The sequence below is a fragment of the Flavobacterium sp. genome (assembly GCF_043722275.1).
In the GTDB taxonomy this organism is placed as follows: Bacteria; Bacteroidota; Bacteroidia; order Flavobacteriales; family Flavobacteriaceae; genus Flavobacterium.
This window is the reverse complement of record NZ_JAYSPC010000124.1, coordinates 1-14,920: the sequence shown is the minus strand read 5'-3', so window position 1 is coordinate 14,920 and position 14,920 is coordinate 1. Positions and strand designations below refer to the sequence as shown.

Genomic DNA, 14,920 nt, shown 5'->3' with positions numbered 1-14,920 from the left:
AATTGATCTCTTTCACAAGAATAGGGTGCTCACTTTGAACCGGAATCAATTGCTCTCTTTTACCGGAATGGGGTGCTCACTTTTACCAGAATTTGCACTGGATTGAAGAAAACAATAATTCGTTTGAATTTGAGGAGAATAAATATGTTTTTAATTGCTTAACTAGAGTAATGAAAAATAATGTTGATGGAGAGGAAGAAATTATTATACCATCAAAAAAGATCAGAAAACTACTTGAAATCTCTGAGTTAGATGGTAAATCATACTTTAGTATTGAAAATAATGAAATAGGCTTCGAGCATAAAATAAATAATAAAGCATTGAGTTATGGAGATACTCAGAATATAGTTTTATTGGATAAAGAGCTATTAACAAAAGTTCTTAAAAAGAATAAGCTAAAAATATTTTGGCTGGCATCACATTTTATAAAAAAGAATCCTTTAAATAAGAAAATTGAGTCTTTAAAATATATTGATAAGATTAGGAAATATATAGTTTGGGAGGATGAAGAAAGTGAATTTAAAAAATGCAAATACTCTGAGCGAAAATAATAATCAAGCCTAATTTAAGTAGAGTATTTCCAAAACAAAGATGAAGTCTCAATACTAAAACAAGTCCTTGAGAATTGAATATTTGGGACCCACGCTCCTATAGGAGTCCGAATAAAAAATAGAAAAAGAGGTTATTTCCCTAGTTGTGAGACAGCCTCTTTTAAAATAATATATCTTCTATAAATAATTATTTCCCAATCAGTTTTTCAAGCCTCGCCATCATTTCATCTTTCTCTTTCAACAGACGTTCGTACAAAGCAATTTTTTCATCGTATAATTGTACAATTTTATCAATTGGATTAAATGTACAAGTATCATTCTTTTGATAACCAATTGCACCATTGTCAAAGGAGTGAGCAATAACATTTACCGCTTGTTCTTCATCAAAATTCTGAAAAGCCTCAACTGGAATCCTCATTGCATCTGAGATTTGTTTAAGCAAATTACCTTCAATTACATCTTTTTGCTCCAGCATAGAAATTTTCTTTTGGTTCCAGTCATTTCCCAGATCAAAAGCCAATCCTTCTTGTTTGATTCCAAGCATTTCTCTGAAGCGTTTTACGTTTCTTCCCTGATGTATTTTCTGTTCCATAATGAATATCAATTTTTCTAAATGCTCAAAGATAAAGCCATTTGTATTAAAAATCCTGAATTTCAATGATAAAAAAATATCCCGTAAAATATCCTTCAAAACAGCTTTTGCGGAAGATTTGTGGCAGGAATCTATTTAAGGTATGTCGTTATTAATTGGCAATATTGTTTCTCAGCCAAAGATTTACATCATCAAACATTTTATTTATAATAAAAGGCACTAAACATTTATCTACAAACCTATTATTTATGCCAATCAAGATTTGAAAGCCTGCAATTTGTGCCGTTAGGCATTAAATATTGGTAGTTAATAGGAATCGGAATAAATCTAGCGTGCCGTAGTACACAATAGTTGTCATTTTGTTGCGTACCTACGGCACGCCAACGTATTTCTAATTTATTTATTTACAGACATTTAGTACCTAACGGCATATTCAACTCTTTGTAATGCAAATCAAATATTTTGTAAATTTAGATATTGTGATTGCTGCTTATCTTAATCTGGTTTAAGAAATACCATTAAACCAGATTAAGAGTATTTCTTAAACCTGTTTATAAGCTTCAAGTACAGATATGTTGCAATTTTGTAAAATAAATTTGTTGCTCGAAAATCAGCAGTAAAAATTTAAACTTTAAATAAAAATAGTATGCAACACGTAAATGTAAAAATGTATCCCGGAACTTCTGAGGAACAAAAAGAAAAAATCGCACAAGAAATTACTGCAATCATTATGAAACATACGGGTAAACCCGAAGCAGCGGTTTCTATAGCCATTGCTGAAGTTGCCGAAGATATTTGGATGGAAGAAGTTTATGACAAGGAAATAAAGCCAAATATGGAAAAGCTTTATAAAAAACCTGGGTATTAATCCCTAAAATAATGCTGAAGTAATGAAAAATACAGCTATGAATTACACTAAAGAAAAAGAAGCAATTACTACATTCCTGAACAATTTTGCTCAGGTATTAAGTAACGGCGAAACAAAGATGATTCCGGATTTTTTTGATCGTGATGCAATTTTTATTCCTGATGGAATGAAAAAGATTATTGACGGTAATCAATTAAGAAAAACGGACAATGGGTATTTGAAACGGTCTGATTTTAAAATCAATTACACGATAAAAGATATTACTATAGAAAATCAATTTGCTTTTGTAGAAGCTTTTGCGACTACGACCGAAAATCGGATTGCGGATTTAAAACCTGTGCAGAAAAGAAGTATCGATTTTTTTGTTCTTAAAAATGAAGACGAAAACTGGAAAATTTACCGTTACATTTTTAATAATGTAAGGGAATTGGAATTAATCTAAAATAGTACAAAATGAAAGCAGCTGTATTAAGAATAGCAGGAGGAGCAGAAAACTTTTCTGTTGAAGAAGTTGCAATGCCAACTCCCTTAAAAGATCAGGTACTTATTAAAATAAAAGCTTTTGGACTTAATCGTTCTGAACTTATGACAAGGAAAGGATTATCGCCTGACGTGCAGTTTCCGCGGGTTTTAGGAATTGAATGTGTTGGTGAAGTCGAAAATGATCCTTCGGAAATATTGGCAAAAGGACAAAAAGTAGCCGCTTTTATGGGTGGAATGGGACGTGATTTTGATGGAAGTTACGCTCAATATACCGTTTTGCCAAAGGATATTATGATGCCATTTGAAAGTACACTTTCGTGGGAAATCCTGGGCGCTTTGCCTGAAATGTTTCAAACGGCGTACGGATCGCTTCATCGCGCTCTTAAAATAAAAGCGGGAGAAACGTTGCTAATTCGCGGTGGAACATCATCAGTAGGTTTACTGGCGTTGCAACTCGCTAAAGAAGCAGGACTTTTTGTGATTTCAACAACCAGAAGTGAAGATAAAAGGGATTTACTTATCGATAATGGAGCCGATGCAGTTCTTATCGATAACGGAAACTTATCGGAAACGATCAAAAATCAAAATCAATTTAAAATTGATAAAGTACTGGAACTTATTGGTACAACTACATTAAAAGATTCACTAAAAACGGTGATAAGCGGAGGAAGTGTCTGCATGACCGGAATGCTCGCCGAACAATGGTCAATTTCTGATTTTGCACCGATGGATTATATTCCTGCAACTGTTAATCTGACGGTTTACAACAGCGGACAAATTAGAATTGAGGCAAAATACTTTCAGGAATTTGTTAAGGATATCGAAAAAGGATTTATAAAACCAGCCATAAAACGTATCTTTAATCTGGACGAAATCGTTGCTGCACATCATTTTATGGAAAGCAGTTCCGGAGGTGGTAAAATTGTTGTACTTCCGTAATGATGATTTAAATGCGCTCAAAGCTCAGGTTTTTTCGAAATAAAATGAAGTAATTTTTTCACAAATTTTATCGTATAAATAACTACCTTTATTAGAAGGTCAGTAAACTGAGTGCTTAATTTAATACAATAATATGATACTAAAAACTGAAAAAACTTTAACCAAAGAAGTTGCAACACAGGATAATGCAATTGAGCAGTTTCGTTTTGACGTGCTTAAAGGCCTTAGCAGTACACCAAAAAAACTGCATTCTAAATATTTTTACGATAAAATAGGAGATACTCTTTTTCAACAAATAATGGCAATGCCGGAATATTATCTGACGAATTGTGAAATGGATATCTTTCAAAATAAAACTTCAGAACTTGCCAATATTATTTTGGAAACTGATGAAGCTTTTGACCTCATCGAACTTGGCGCAGGTGACGGAACCAAATCTGCTTTTTTGCTGAAACATCTGTTAGATCAAAAAGCTGATTTTAATTATATGCCAATTGATATTTCTGCCAATATATTATCGGTTTTAAATAGTAAACTAAAAGCAGATCTTCCTGAACTTAACATTACTTGTCTGGAAGGTGAATATTTTAAGATGCTGGAAAAAGCAACCGAATTATCTTCAAGACGAAAAGTAGTGCTGTTTCTGGGAAGCAATATTGGGAATATGGAGAAGGAGGAAGCACTTTCGTTTTGTCGCGGTCTTAACAGTTATCTTTCGTCCGGCGACATTGTCCTGATGGGATTTGACCTGAAAAAAAATCCACAAATTATACTCGATGCTTATAATGACAAAGCAGGAATTACGGCAGCATTTAATCTTAATTTGCTAACGCGCATTAACAAAGAATTGAATGCCGATTTTGTGATTGAAAAGTTTGAACATTACCAAACTTACGACCCATTAAGCGGAGCTTGCAGAAGTTATTTAATCAGTTTAGATAATCAGGTTGTTACTATTGACGATCAGTCTTTTAATTTTGAAAAAGATGAATTGATTTACATGGAACTTTCGCAAAAATATTCTTTAGAAGAAAGTGAAGAACTGGCAAATAGCTCTGGTTTTGAAACAATAAATCATATTATGGATTCTAAATCCTGGTTTACAGATGTAGCCTGGTTGGTAGCATAATTTAAAGATAATAGTATGCAAGTAAAAGAAGCAGGAGTAAGCCAAGAGTATTTTATAAAAAAATACAATACCGTCAGATCGCATTCTGAGCATATCTGCAAGCCTTTAGAAATTGAGGATTATGTCGTTCAGCCCATTGTAGATGTGAGTCCGCCAAAATGGCATTTGGGACATACAACATGGTTTTTTGAAACCTTTATCCTTAAACCGAATTACAAAGGTTATCAGGTTTTTAATGACCAATATGATTTTGTTTTCAATAGTTACTACGAAAGTTTAGGCGCGCGCGTGGTTCGTACGGATCGTGGTAATTTAAGCCGGCCTTCGGTTACGGATGTGTATCGTTATCGCGCTTATGTAGACCAGCACATGGAAGCTTTTCTGCAAAACAATTCACTTTCGGCTGATGTATCAGAATTGCTGGAACTCGGACTTAATCACGAGCAACAGCATCAGGAATTGTTGTACAGCGACATTAAATATATATTAGGACATAATCCGCTTTTTCCAGTTTATAGTTCAGATGCTGTTTTCGACCAAAAAAGTATTCAGAATAATGAATTTATAAAAGTAGCATCCGGCATTTATGAAATTGGTTATCAGGGCGAAGATTTTTGTTTTGATAATGAATTGGGGCGTCATAAAGTATATTTAGAAGATTTTGAAATTGCAAAATATCCCGTAACCAATGTGCAATATCTTGAATTTATTGCTGATGGAGGATATACTAATTTTAAATATTGGCATTCTGAAGGTTGGGAATGGGTAAAAGAAAACGCTGCAAAATCACCTTTATATTGGCATTTTATCGATCAAAAATGGATGAATTATACTTTTGCAGGTTTAAAAGAAATAGATTTAAACGAACCTGTTTGCCACGTTAATTTTTACGAGGCTTCGGCATTTGCAGCCTGGAAAGGAATGCGTTTGCCAACAGAGTCAGAATGGGAAATCGCTTCGCCAAATTTAAACTGGGGGCAACGCTGGGAATGGACAGAAAGTGCTTATTTACCCTATCCGGGTTATCACAAAGCGCCCGGAGCAATAGGAGAATATAATGGTAAGTTTATGGTAAATCAAATGGTTTTGCGTGGTGCTTCGGTAGCAACTCCGCAAGGTCATAGCCGTGCTACTTATCGCAACTTTTTTCATCCGCGTCATCAATGGCAATTTATGGGCATTCGTTTGGCAAAATAATTAATATCAGCTATTATATGATTAGTATAGAAGGAGTTTCAAAAAGTTTTGGTTCAAAAAAAGCGGTAGATACTATTTCGCTTGACGCCAATGATAAAGAAATTCTGGTAGTATTAGGCACAAGTGGCTGTGGCAAAACGACCACGCTAAAAATGATCAATCGGCTTATTGAACCTGATAGCGGGAATATCTTTATTGACGGCAAAAATATCAAGGATCAAAAACCCGAGGAACTTCGCAAAACGATTGGTTTTGTAATGCAGCATGCCGGACTTTTTCCGCATTATACCGTTGCGCAAAATATTGCCATTGTACCCAATTTACTAAAATGGGATAAGCAAAAAACAGAAAAAAGAACATTAGAACTTTTAGAAAAATTGCATCTTACGCAAGATATTTTAAAGTTATATCCGCACGAACTTAGCGGAGGACAATTACAGCGCATTGGCATCGCACGAGCACTTATTGCCGATACTCCGGTTCTTTTAATGGATGAACCTTTTGGCGCTTTAGACACCATTACAAAGTCGGCGATTCATAATGAGTTTAAAAATCTTGATGAACTCAAAAACAAAACGACCATTTTAGTTACGCACGATGTAGTCGAAGCCTTTGAACTCGGACATCGAATTTGCTTAATGGATAAAGGGAAAATTATTCAGATAGGTTCTCCGGCAGAAATATTATATCATCCCGTAAATAGTTTTGTAAAAGATTTTTTTGCGAGTAATCGATTAATGTTGGAATATAAAATTGCTTCGGTAAAATCAGTAGCATCTTTTCTTGATAAACCATTATCCGCTAAAGCAGAAGAACAACTTACTGCAACTGCTACAATTTGGGATATATTGCAAATTTTTAGTACTGAGAATGTTTATAATGAAGATTACGAAGAACTTTTACTGGCTTTTAATCAATATAGAAAACTTCAAACAGTATGACACAGGAGCAAACTCTTTGGCAATTTATAGTATCCCAGCATGAAAAGCTTCTTTTGCAAATAGCACAACATTTAGGGCTTACTTTTCTATCCTTGTTATTGGCAATTATAGTTGGGATTCCGTTAGGCGTTTTAATTTCGCGTAGACGAAAATTAGCCGCTCCGGTTTTAGGAACTGCGGGAATATTACAAACCGTTCCCAGTATTGCCCTTTTGGGATTCATGATTCCGCTTTTTGGTATTGGCGCAACGCCCGCGATCATTGCATTGCTAATTTATGCGTTGCTTCCCATTATTAGAAACACATATACGGGAATTACAGGAGTTGATCCCATAGTTATAGAAGCTGCAACGGCTTTAGGAATGAATAAATCCCAACGTTTGTTCAAAGTTGAATTTCCGCTTGCAATGCCCGTAATTATTGCCGGTATTCGAACCGCTGCCGTAATCAATGTTGGCGTTGCAACGCTTGCCTCATTTGTAGCGGCGGGCGGATTGGGCGAATTTATTTTTGGAGGAATCTCGCTCAATAATACCAATATGATTTTGGCTGGAGCAATTCCGGCGGCATTATTGGCTGTTTTATTGGATTTGATTATTGGTTATCTTCAAAAATCAAACTTAAAAACACTTAAAAAAGTACTTTATATTATTTGTGGCATTGTAGTTATTTCAGGTCTTTATTTTATATTTTCGGCTAAGGCTGAACGCAAGATAATCGCCGGATTTACGCCTGAATTTATGGGACGTCAGGATGGAGATTTAGGACTTCGATCCGTGTATGGATTAAAATTGAATCCGCTTGTGGTTTCAGATGCTATTATGTACGAAGCTGCGTATGAGAAAAAGCTGGATTTGATAAGCGGATATTCTACAGATGGAAGAATTAAAGCCTTTGATTTAGTCGTTTTAGAAGATGATAAAACCATATTTCCACCTTATTATGCTGCGCCGATAATTAAAACGCAAACGCTGAAGAAATTTCCCGGACTTGAAGAAACTTTAAATCTTCTTGCAGGAAAAATCAATGACAGTATTATGACGGATTTGAATTATAAAACCGAACTTTTAAAACAAACTCCTGAAAAAGTAGCTAAAGATTTTTTAGTCCGCAATAATTTATATAAAAAAGCAAATCAGGGAAATGGCGAAACAATCAGAATTGGTTCCAAAATTTTTGGTGAGCAATATATTTTGGCAGAAATGTACAAAATGCTCATTGAAGGTTATACAAATTATAGAGTGGAAACCAAAACCGGACTTGGCGGAACAAAAATATGTTTTGATGCTTTAATGAACGATGCTATCGATTTTTATCCCGAATATACCGGAACAGGATTGTTGGTTTTGCTAAAACCATCGGAACAAAAAATTAAGGAAGTTTCCAAAGACCCTAAAAAAACGTTTGAAATTGTTCAGGAACAATTTCAGAAACAATATCAATTGCAATGGCTTAAACCAATAGGATTCAATAATGCATATGCGTTGATGATGCGCAGAAATCAGGCGAAACAATTGAACATTAGTACGATTACGCAATTGAGTAATTATTGCGCTAAAAAATAAGTTTTAAACCAAAACTTTGTATCATGAAATATAATTTTGATGAGATAATATCACGTAATGAAACTGGTTCGATTAAATGGGATGAGGTTCCGTTTGGCGAAGTGCTGCCAATGTGGATTGCAGATATGGATTTTAAATCGGCACCAGCCATTTTAAAGACGCTGCAAAAAAAGGTGGATCATGGGATTTTTGGCTATACAGCAATTCCAGAAACTTTTTATGAAGCGATAATAAGTTGGTGGAAAAAAAGATATAATTTCAATCTTGAAAAAGAATGGTTAATACCGGTTTCAGGCGTAATTCCTGCATTATCAGCCGCGATACAATCGTTATCAAAAACAGGAGATCATGTTATGATACAATCGCCTGTTTATAATCATTTCTACAGCAGTATTGAAAATAACGGACGTGTTGCGATTGAGAATAATCTACTTTACAATAATGGTGAATATACAATTGATTTTGAGGATTTGGCGCAAAAAACAGCTGATCCAAAAGTGAAAATTTTGATTATTTGTAATCCGCATAATCCTGTTGGAAGAGTTTGGAAAAAAGAAGAATTACAAGCCGTTGGTGCTATTTGTTTAGAAAATAATGTCATAATTATTTCAGATGAAATTCATGCCGATTTGATTTTTAAAGGACACAATCATATTCCTTTTGCTTCATTGGGAGAAAAATATAGCCTTAATTCTGTTACATTAAGTTCGCCTACAAAAAGCTTTAATTTAGCAGGATTACAAGTTGGCTATTTTTTTACCCAAAATGAACAATTTAGAAAAGCAATTCAATCTTCATTTAAACTAATGGGAATTGAATTATTGAATTTATTTGGCATCACAGCACTTATCGCAGCCTATGAAGAATCGGAAGAATGGCTTGATGCTTTAATAGAATATCTTCATGAAAATTATCTTTTTCTAAAAGAATTTATAAACTTAAATCTGCCGCAAATTAAGGTTACACGTTTAGAGGCAACTTATTTAGTTTGGCTTGATTGTAAAGCATTTGGTAAAACTGCCGATGAATTATCGCATGAACTTCTTGAAGAGCAAAAGCTTTGGATTAATTCCGGTACAATGTATGGATCATCAGGCGAGGGATTTTTGAGAATCAATATTGCAACTCCAAAAGCTCAATTACAAACCGGACTTGAAAGACTTTTAAAAGGATTGTCGCGATAATCTTTTTAAAATAAAGCAGCAAAAAAAAGGCAGCCTAATATTTTTAGACTGCCTTTTTTTAGCATACAATGAACCGTTTTTCTTATTTTTTTGATGCCGTTACATTGATACCAATCTCGATATCTTTACTAATCATCCATTCTGCAGGATCAGCTTCCGAAGCTCCAAATTTGATATCCCAATCTGTACGATTAACAGTAAATTTAGCTTGTAAAGTTGCAGTTCCGTTAGCTACAGTTACTTTTGCAGGGAAAGTAACATTTACGGCTTTACCTTTAAGAGTAAGATTACCGCTTACCGTTTTATTTGCACCTTCTAAAGTATCTTTTGCAGCTAAGTTAGTTACGCTTGTAATTTTAAAATCTGCTGTTGGATTTTTTTCAACGTCAAAAAAGTCAGCGCTTTTTAAGTGCGCTTCTAATTCTGAATATTTTTTATCTTTTTCAGTCACAGATGCCGGATCTACTTTGATGGATGTCATATCTATTACAAAATCACCTGCTGTAACTTCATTATTTTCAACTGAAATTTCACCTGATTTAATAGCAAGAGTTCCCCAACGAGGCGCAAAACCACCTTTATGAAATGCTTTCCAGTCTACGTTAGATTTCTCAAGGTTTACGGCTAATACTTCTCCCGTTTTTTCGGCAACCTGTTTTTCTTCGCTTGTTGTTGTTTCGGAAGATTTTTTACATGCTGTTATAAATAAAGTGACAGCAACTAAGGATAATACAGTGATTTTTTTCATTTGTTTACGTTTAAAAAGTTTTGTTAATGACTAAATCTTATTTAATACAAAGTTCATTGATTAAAAAAGACAGGGTTATAATAATCGGAAATTTAGTGATAATTTCAGGAAAATCAAATGGAGCACGTTCTTTATTTGTGGTACAACAAAAGTTAATACTTTATAAATAAGTAGCTATTATACTGCATTTTTTCGTAAATTACAGATGCAAACGATGCTTTTAAAAGTAAAGAATCAGTAATATAAAACAGAATAGTTATGAGTAAAATAATTGGAATTTTCGCAGGAAGCCTTCGTAAAGAATCATTTTCAAAAAAAATAGGCAAAGCTTTATTGGCTATGGCGCCCGAAGGATTTGAGTTTAAAACAATAAGGTTAGACGACCTGCCTATATACAATCAGGATTTTGATGATAATAATGAAGTTCCGCAAGCTTACACAACTTTTAGAGATGAGGTAAAACAGCTTGACGGATTTATTTTTATTACTCCGGAATACAACAGATCTGTTCCGGCAGTGCTTAAAAATGCGCTTGATGTAGGTTCGCGCCCTTATGGTAAAAGTGTTTGGGATGGTAAACCGGGAGCGATTTTTAGTAATTCGCCAGGAGTTGTGGGCGGTTTTGGTGCCAATCATCATTTAAGACAAAGCCTTGTATTTTTAAATATTCCCGTGATGCAGCAGCCGGAAGTTTATCTGTCTAAAATTAATGAGCTTTTTGATGAAAGCGGAACTGCAAAAGAAGGCGCCACAAAAGATTTTATTAAAAAAGCGGTTGATGCCTTTATAATTTGGTTCAACCAAAACCAAAAATAATCTTTGAAGCAGATAGCTTTAAAACAAAGTATCTTAAGAAATGTGAGCTGTATTAAAACTTTTTAATACGGCTCACATTTCTTACTTTTACTACTTAAACAATTCTATGGATATTAATGCAGCATTCGCCGATAAAGATTCTCCGGCAGAACAATTGATTCGTTTTTTTAGCGGCTATTTTGCCCTTGATAATAAGGAATGTGACGAAGTTATTCGGTTGTTTTCACAAAGAAATATCAGGCGCAAAGGATATCTTTTGCAGGAAGGTGATATTTGCCGTCATTATTCGTTTATAGTTTCGGGCTGCTTTAAAATGTTTGCCGTCGATCCTGCCGGAAAAGAACACAATTTACAATTTGCTGCTGAAAATGAATGGATAAGCGATCTTCATAGTTTTTATGAGGAGAAGCCAAGCCGAATGCACATAGAAGCGATGGAACCATCGGTCGTTTTGCAGATTCAGCACGATGATTTATTGTACTTATTTGTAAATTATCATAAATTCGACCGTAATTTCAGGATTATCACAGAACGTAAGTATATCAATTTCCAAAACCGAATCCTGCAAAATATCAGTTCTACGGCAGAGGAACGATATATTAGTTTTACAAAAGATTTCCCTACATTGGTAAACCGAATTCCCAATACGCAAATCGCTTCCTATTTAGGGATTACTCCCGAGTTTTTGAGTAAGATTAGAAAAAAAATAGTATCGGATCAATAAGTTTTAAAATATTCAAAACAATAATTGAGTGGTCTTTTTTTTGAAGCTGAAACTTTTGTCGGGCAATAGATAATACCGCTACTATTTTGAACATTTTGAATGTTATTAACCTTTTGAGTGTAATTAAAAAACATATATTTCGACGCGGATTTGGCGGATTCGTTATCACGAAGACACGGATTTACACAGATCTTTTTTTTAATTCTATATAAAAATCTGCGAAAATCTGCGTTTTGCAAAGCAAATCTGTTTTATCCGCGTTCTAATTTATCCAGTTTGTATTTTTAACTTAATTGCACCCAACGGGTTATTATTAAAAAAAATAACAACTAGAATTTCATTCTTTAATTGATACATTTGGCTAACCAAATCTAACAAAACGTCAAACCTAATGGCGTTTTTAAAATAAATAAATATAAAATGATCAGAAAAATTACAATCTTAATTTTTAGTGTTTTGTCGAATTTTTGTTTTTCACAAACCAATTATTACGTTGCCGTAACGGGTAGTAATACCAATTCAGGAACACTTGCTTCTCCTTGGAAAACAATACAATACGGACTAAATCAGTTACCTGCAAATGGTATTTTAAATGTTTTTCCTGGAACTTACTTAGAAAAAATTCTAATTCCGAACAATAATATTACCCTGAAAAATTATTCTGCCACACTTCCTGTTATTGATGCAGGAGGAATAAAAACTCAAAATGCTATTGTTGCAATCAACAATAAAAGCAATGTTACTATTGATGGGATTGAGCTTCAAAATAATATTCAAAATGATGCGCAGGGAATTTTAGTTGAAGGAAGCGGAGCAAATATTACTATTAAAAATTGCAAAATACACGATATTCATTTTTCTTCTAATGCAAATGCAGCTGTAAATGCAGCTGTAAATGCGCAGGGAATTATTGTTTTTGGTACAAACGGAACAACAGCAATCACAAACTTAAAAATACAAAATAATGAATTGTATAATTGCAGATTAGGTTATAGTGAAGGAATTGCGGTAAATGGAAACGTAAACGGTTTTGAAGTCACGAACAATAATGTTTATAATTTAACTAATATTGGTATCGATTTAATTGGTCACGAAGGCACTTGCCCAACTCCTGCAAACGATCAGGCGCGAAACGGACTTATTAAAAGCAATATTACCCACAATTGTATCGCTGCTTATTCAACATCCGGAGGAATTTATATTGACGGAGGAAAAAACATAATTGTCGAAAACAATACTTCATATCATAATGGTTACGGAATAGAGGTTGGTTGTGAAAAAAAGGGAGAAACTACAGATGGAATTATTATCAGGAATAATGTTTTTTACGACAATCAGATTTGTGCAGTTGCCATGGGAGGATTTGATTATCCGTCTGGTTCCGGTAAAGTTATTAATTCTTCTTTTAGAAATAATACCTGTCTACAAAATGATTATAGCAATTCAGGAAACGGAGAATTATATCTTTCTTATAGTGAAAATAGTGTTATTGAAAACAATATATTTTATACGCGCACTCAAAATATTCTGGCTTTTGCCGAATTAACGCAACCGGGATTAAATTTTAATTATAATACATTTTTTTGTCAGGCAGGTTCGGCTAGTTTAACAACAGACTGGAACGGACAATCATATTCAGGATACAACGCTTTTTTGACGGGAACTGCTACAAACGCCAATTCGATATTTGCAAATCCGCAATTAACCAATGCAGCAATTACAAATCCTGATTTTCATATTCTGACAAATTCTCCGGGTAAAAATGCCGGAAACCCAACTTATGTTGCTGCCAATACTGAAACAGATTATTATAATGAATCCAGAATTGAAGGCGGAAGAATTGATTGTGGAGCTGATGAGTTTACAATTACTAATCTGGGACTAGGAGATAAAATAGAAATTGCTACATTCAATGTTTACCCAAATCCAGCTACAAATTTCATCAATATTGATTCTGAAGTAAAAGTTGATAAATATGAAATATTTAATATTAGCGGACAAAAAGTTATGGAAGGATTTGAGAGAAACAAAATCAATATTTCAGAATTGACTTCAGGAATGTATTTTATAAAGTTTGAAATTGAAAATAAAAGTTATGTATCCAAAATCATAAAAAAATAATTTTTTTACAATATAAAACCCTTTATCAGTTTGTTTTTATTCTTTGCAATTCAGTAGGTGAGTAGCCAAATTGTTTTTTAAACGCAAAGGAAAAATGCGATAAATTCTCAAAGCCTGTTTCATAATATATGTCAACAGGTTTTTTGCTTTTTTCGGTAAGTTGATAATGTGCTAATTCTAATCTTTTTTTGGTTAGCCAGCGTTGAGGCGTACTATTGAAAGCTTTATTAAAATCCCGTTTAAAAGTAGTCAGACTTCGGCCAGTTAAATACCCAAACTTTTCTAATGGCATATTAAACATGAAGTTCTTCTCCATAAAAGTAGTCAAATCAATCTTGTAGGGTTCTTCAAAATTGGCTAATATAGAGTCGATGGCTGGATCAATAGTTCTAAGAATCGAAATTGCTTCGGTAATTTTTAAGGAAGCGATATTTTCCGGAAAATTTTCCTGTATTTCAAAATACGGAATCAACGATGCTAAACAGCTTTCCAGTAAAGGATGCTTCTGGAAACTAAAAATTTTTGATGTAATTATTTTTGGTTGTGCATTTTCATGCTCATAAAATTCCCGAAGTCTTTTAGCCGAAAGATGCATAGCAACAGCTTTGTGTGGCAATCCATCTTTTGGAATATTGATGATTGTTGCCAATTGATTTCTTGGAATTAAAAAAGTACTTCCTGGACCAAATACAAAACTCTCATCTGCCTGAATAATTTTGGTTTCGCCCGAAATTAACCACACAAGCAAATGGTCATTAAACGCAGCTTCGGTTTTAAATAACTTGCCTGTGTAATTGGATAGTTTAATTTCCGGGTTGATGTAATTTACCTGATAATCCATATTGTTTGTGTGGTTTAAAAATACAAATATTAACCCGTTGGGTGTAATTAAAAAAAACTTATATTTCGACGCGGATTTGACGGATTCGTTATCACGAAGACACGGATTTACACGGATCTTTTTAAATTCTATATGAAAATCTGCGAAAATCTGCGTTTTTGCAAAGCAAATCTGTTTTATCCGCGTTCTAATTTATACAGTTTGTATTTTTAACTTAATTG

Annotated in this window: 15 protein-coding genes; 12 read left to right on the top strand and 3 right to left on the bottom strand. The window is 33.9% G+C overall.

Going from position 1 to position 14,920, the window contains the following annotated elements; genetic code table 11:
* Positions 1–170: 170 nt before the first annotated feature.
* The gene (locus tag ACHZDT_RS15430; protein ID WP_394775515.1) at positions 171–551 is read left to right on the top strand and encodes a hypothetical protein; all 381 of its coding nucleotides are present in this window, start codon (positions 171–173) and stop codon (positions 549–551) included.
* A gap of 187 nt (positions 552–738) precedes the next feature.
* Here the strand turns inward: ACHZDT_RS15430 and ACHZDT_RS15425 are convergent, their stop codons facing one another.
* Positions 739–1,143 carry an XRE family transcriptional regulator gene (locus ACHZDT_RS15425; RefSeq protein ID WP_394775514.1) on the bottom strand — a complete coding sequence of 135 codons (405 nt, stop codon included), beginning with the start codon at positions 1,141–1,143 and terminating at the stop codon, positions 739–741.
* 646 nt (positions 1,144–1,789) lie between these two features.
* Between ACHZDT_RS15425 and ACHZDT_RS15420 the strand changes: the two genes are divergently transcribed.
* From ACHZDT_RS15420 to ACHZDT_RS15385, 8 genes are all read left to right on the top strand, one after another.
* Entirely contained in the window at positions 1,790–2,011 is a 222-nt protein-coding gene (locus ACHZDT_RS15420; RefSeq protein WP_394775513.1) for a tautomerase family protein, read from the top strand.
* A gap of 22 nt (positions 2,012–2,033) precedes the next feature.
* On the top strand, positions 2,034–2,453 hold the full coding sequence (locus ACHZDT_RS15415) for a hypothetical protein (protein ID WP_394775512.1): 420 nt from the start codon (positions 2,034–2,036) through the stop codon (positions 2,451–2,453).
* Positions 2,454–2,464: 11 nt separating this feature from the next.
* Positions 2,465–3,433, top strand: a complete 969-nt coding sequence (locus tag ACHZDT_RS15410; RefSeq protein WP_394775511.1) for a zinc-binding alcohol dehydrogenase family protein — start codon at positions 2,465–2,467, stop codon at positions 3,431–3,433.
* A gap of 133 nt (positions 3,434–3,566) precedes the next feature.
* Positions 3,567–4,562, top strand: a complete 996-nt coding sequence (gene egtD / locus ACHZDT_RS15405) for an L-histidine N(alpha)-methyltransferase (RefSeq protein ID WP_394775510.1) — start codon at positions 3,567–3,569, stop codon at positions 4,560–4,562.
* A gap of 15 nt (positions 4,563–4,577) precedes the next feature.
* A complete protein-coding gene (gene egtB / locus ACHZDT_RS15400) occupies positions 4,578–5,759 on the top strand; it encodes an ergothioneine biosynthesis protein EgtB (protein WP_394775509.1) in 1,182 nt (393 codons plus the stop codon).
* Positions 5,760–5,776: 17 nt separating this feature from the next.
* On the top strand, positions 5,777–6,700 hold the full coding sequence (locus ACHZDT_RS15395) for an ABC transporter ATP-binding protein (protein WP_394775508.1): 924 nt from the start codon (positions 5,777–5,779) through the stop codon (positions 6,698–6,700).
* On the top strand, positions 6,697–8,265 hold the full coding sequence (locus ACHZDT_RS15390; RefSeq protein ID WP_394775507.1) for an ABC transporter permease/substrate-binding protein: 1,569 nt from the start codon (positions 6,697–6,699) through the stop codon (positions 8,263–8,265). Before ACHZDT_RS15395 ends, ACHZDT_RS15390 begins: the two co-directional genes overlap by 4 nt.
* Positions 8,266–8,288: 23 nt before the next feature.
* On the top strand, positions 8,289–9,449 hold the full coding sequence (locus ACHZDT_RS15385; protein ID WP_394775506.1) for a MalY/PatB family protein: 1,161 nt from the start codon (positions 8,289–8,291) through the stop codon (positions 9,447–9,449).
* Positions 9,450–9,531: 82 nt separating this feature from the next.
* Here ACHZDT_RS15385 and ACHZDT_RS15380 read toward each other — a convergent pair whose 3' ends face one another.
* Complete coding sequence (locus tag ACHZDT_RS15380; RefSeq protein ID WP_394775505.1) at positions 9,532–10,197, bottom strand: YceI family protein; 666 nt, start codon at positions 10,195–10,197, stop codon at positions 9,532–9,534.
* A gap of 258 nt (positions 10,198–10,455) precedes the next feature.
* On the opposite strand from ACHZDT_RS15380, the gene ACHZDT_RS15375 reads away from it, so the two are divergent.
* From ACHZDT_RS15375 to ACHZDT_RS15365, 3 genes are all read left to right on the top strand, one after another.
* On the top strand, positions 10,456–11,013 hold the full coding sequence (locus tag ACHZDT_RS15375) for an NADPH-dependent FMN reductase (RefSeq protein ID WP_394775504.1): 558 nt from the start codon (positions 10,456–10,458) through the stop codon (positions 11,011–11,013).
* A gap of 106 nt (positions 11,014–11,119) precedes the next feature.
* Positions 11,120–11,737 (top strand): Crp/Fnr family transcriptional regulator, encoded by a 618-nt coding sequence (locus ACHZDT_RS15370; protein ID WP_394775503.1) that lies wholly within the window; start codon positions 11,120–11,122, stop codon positions 11,735–11,737.
* Between the two features lie 420 nt (positions 11,738–12,157).
* Positions 12,158–13,858 (top strand): T9SS type A sorting domain-containing protein, encoded by a 1,701-nt coding sequence (locus tag ACHZDT_RS15365; RefSeq protein WP_394775502.1) that lies wholly within the window; start codon positions 12,158–12,160, stop codon positions 13,856–13,858.
* A 25-nt stretch (positions 13,859–13,883) separates the two neighbouring features.
* On the opposite strand, the gene ACHZDT_RS15360 is transcribed toward ACHZDT_RS15365, so the two are convergent.
* Positions 13,884–14,699: a helix-turn-helix domain-containing protein gene (locus tag ACHZDT_RS15360; RefSeq protein ID WP_394775501.1), complete on the bottom strand. Its 816-nt coding sequence runs from the start codon at positions 14,697–14,699 to the stop codon at positions 13,884–13,886.
* Between the last annotated feature and the right edge of the window lie 221 nt (positions 14,700–14,920).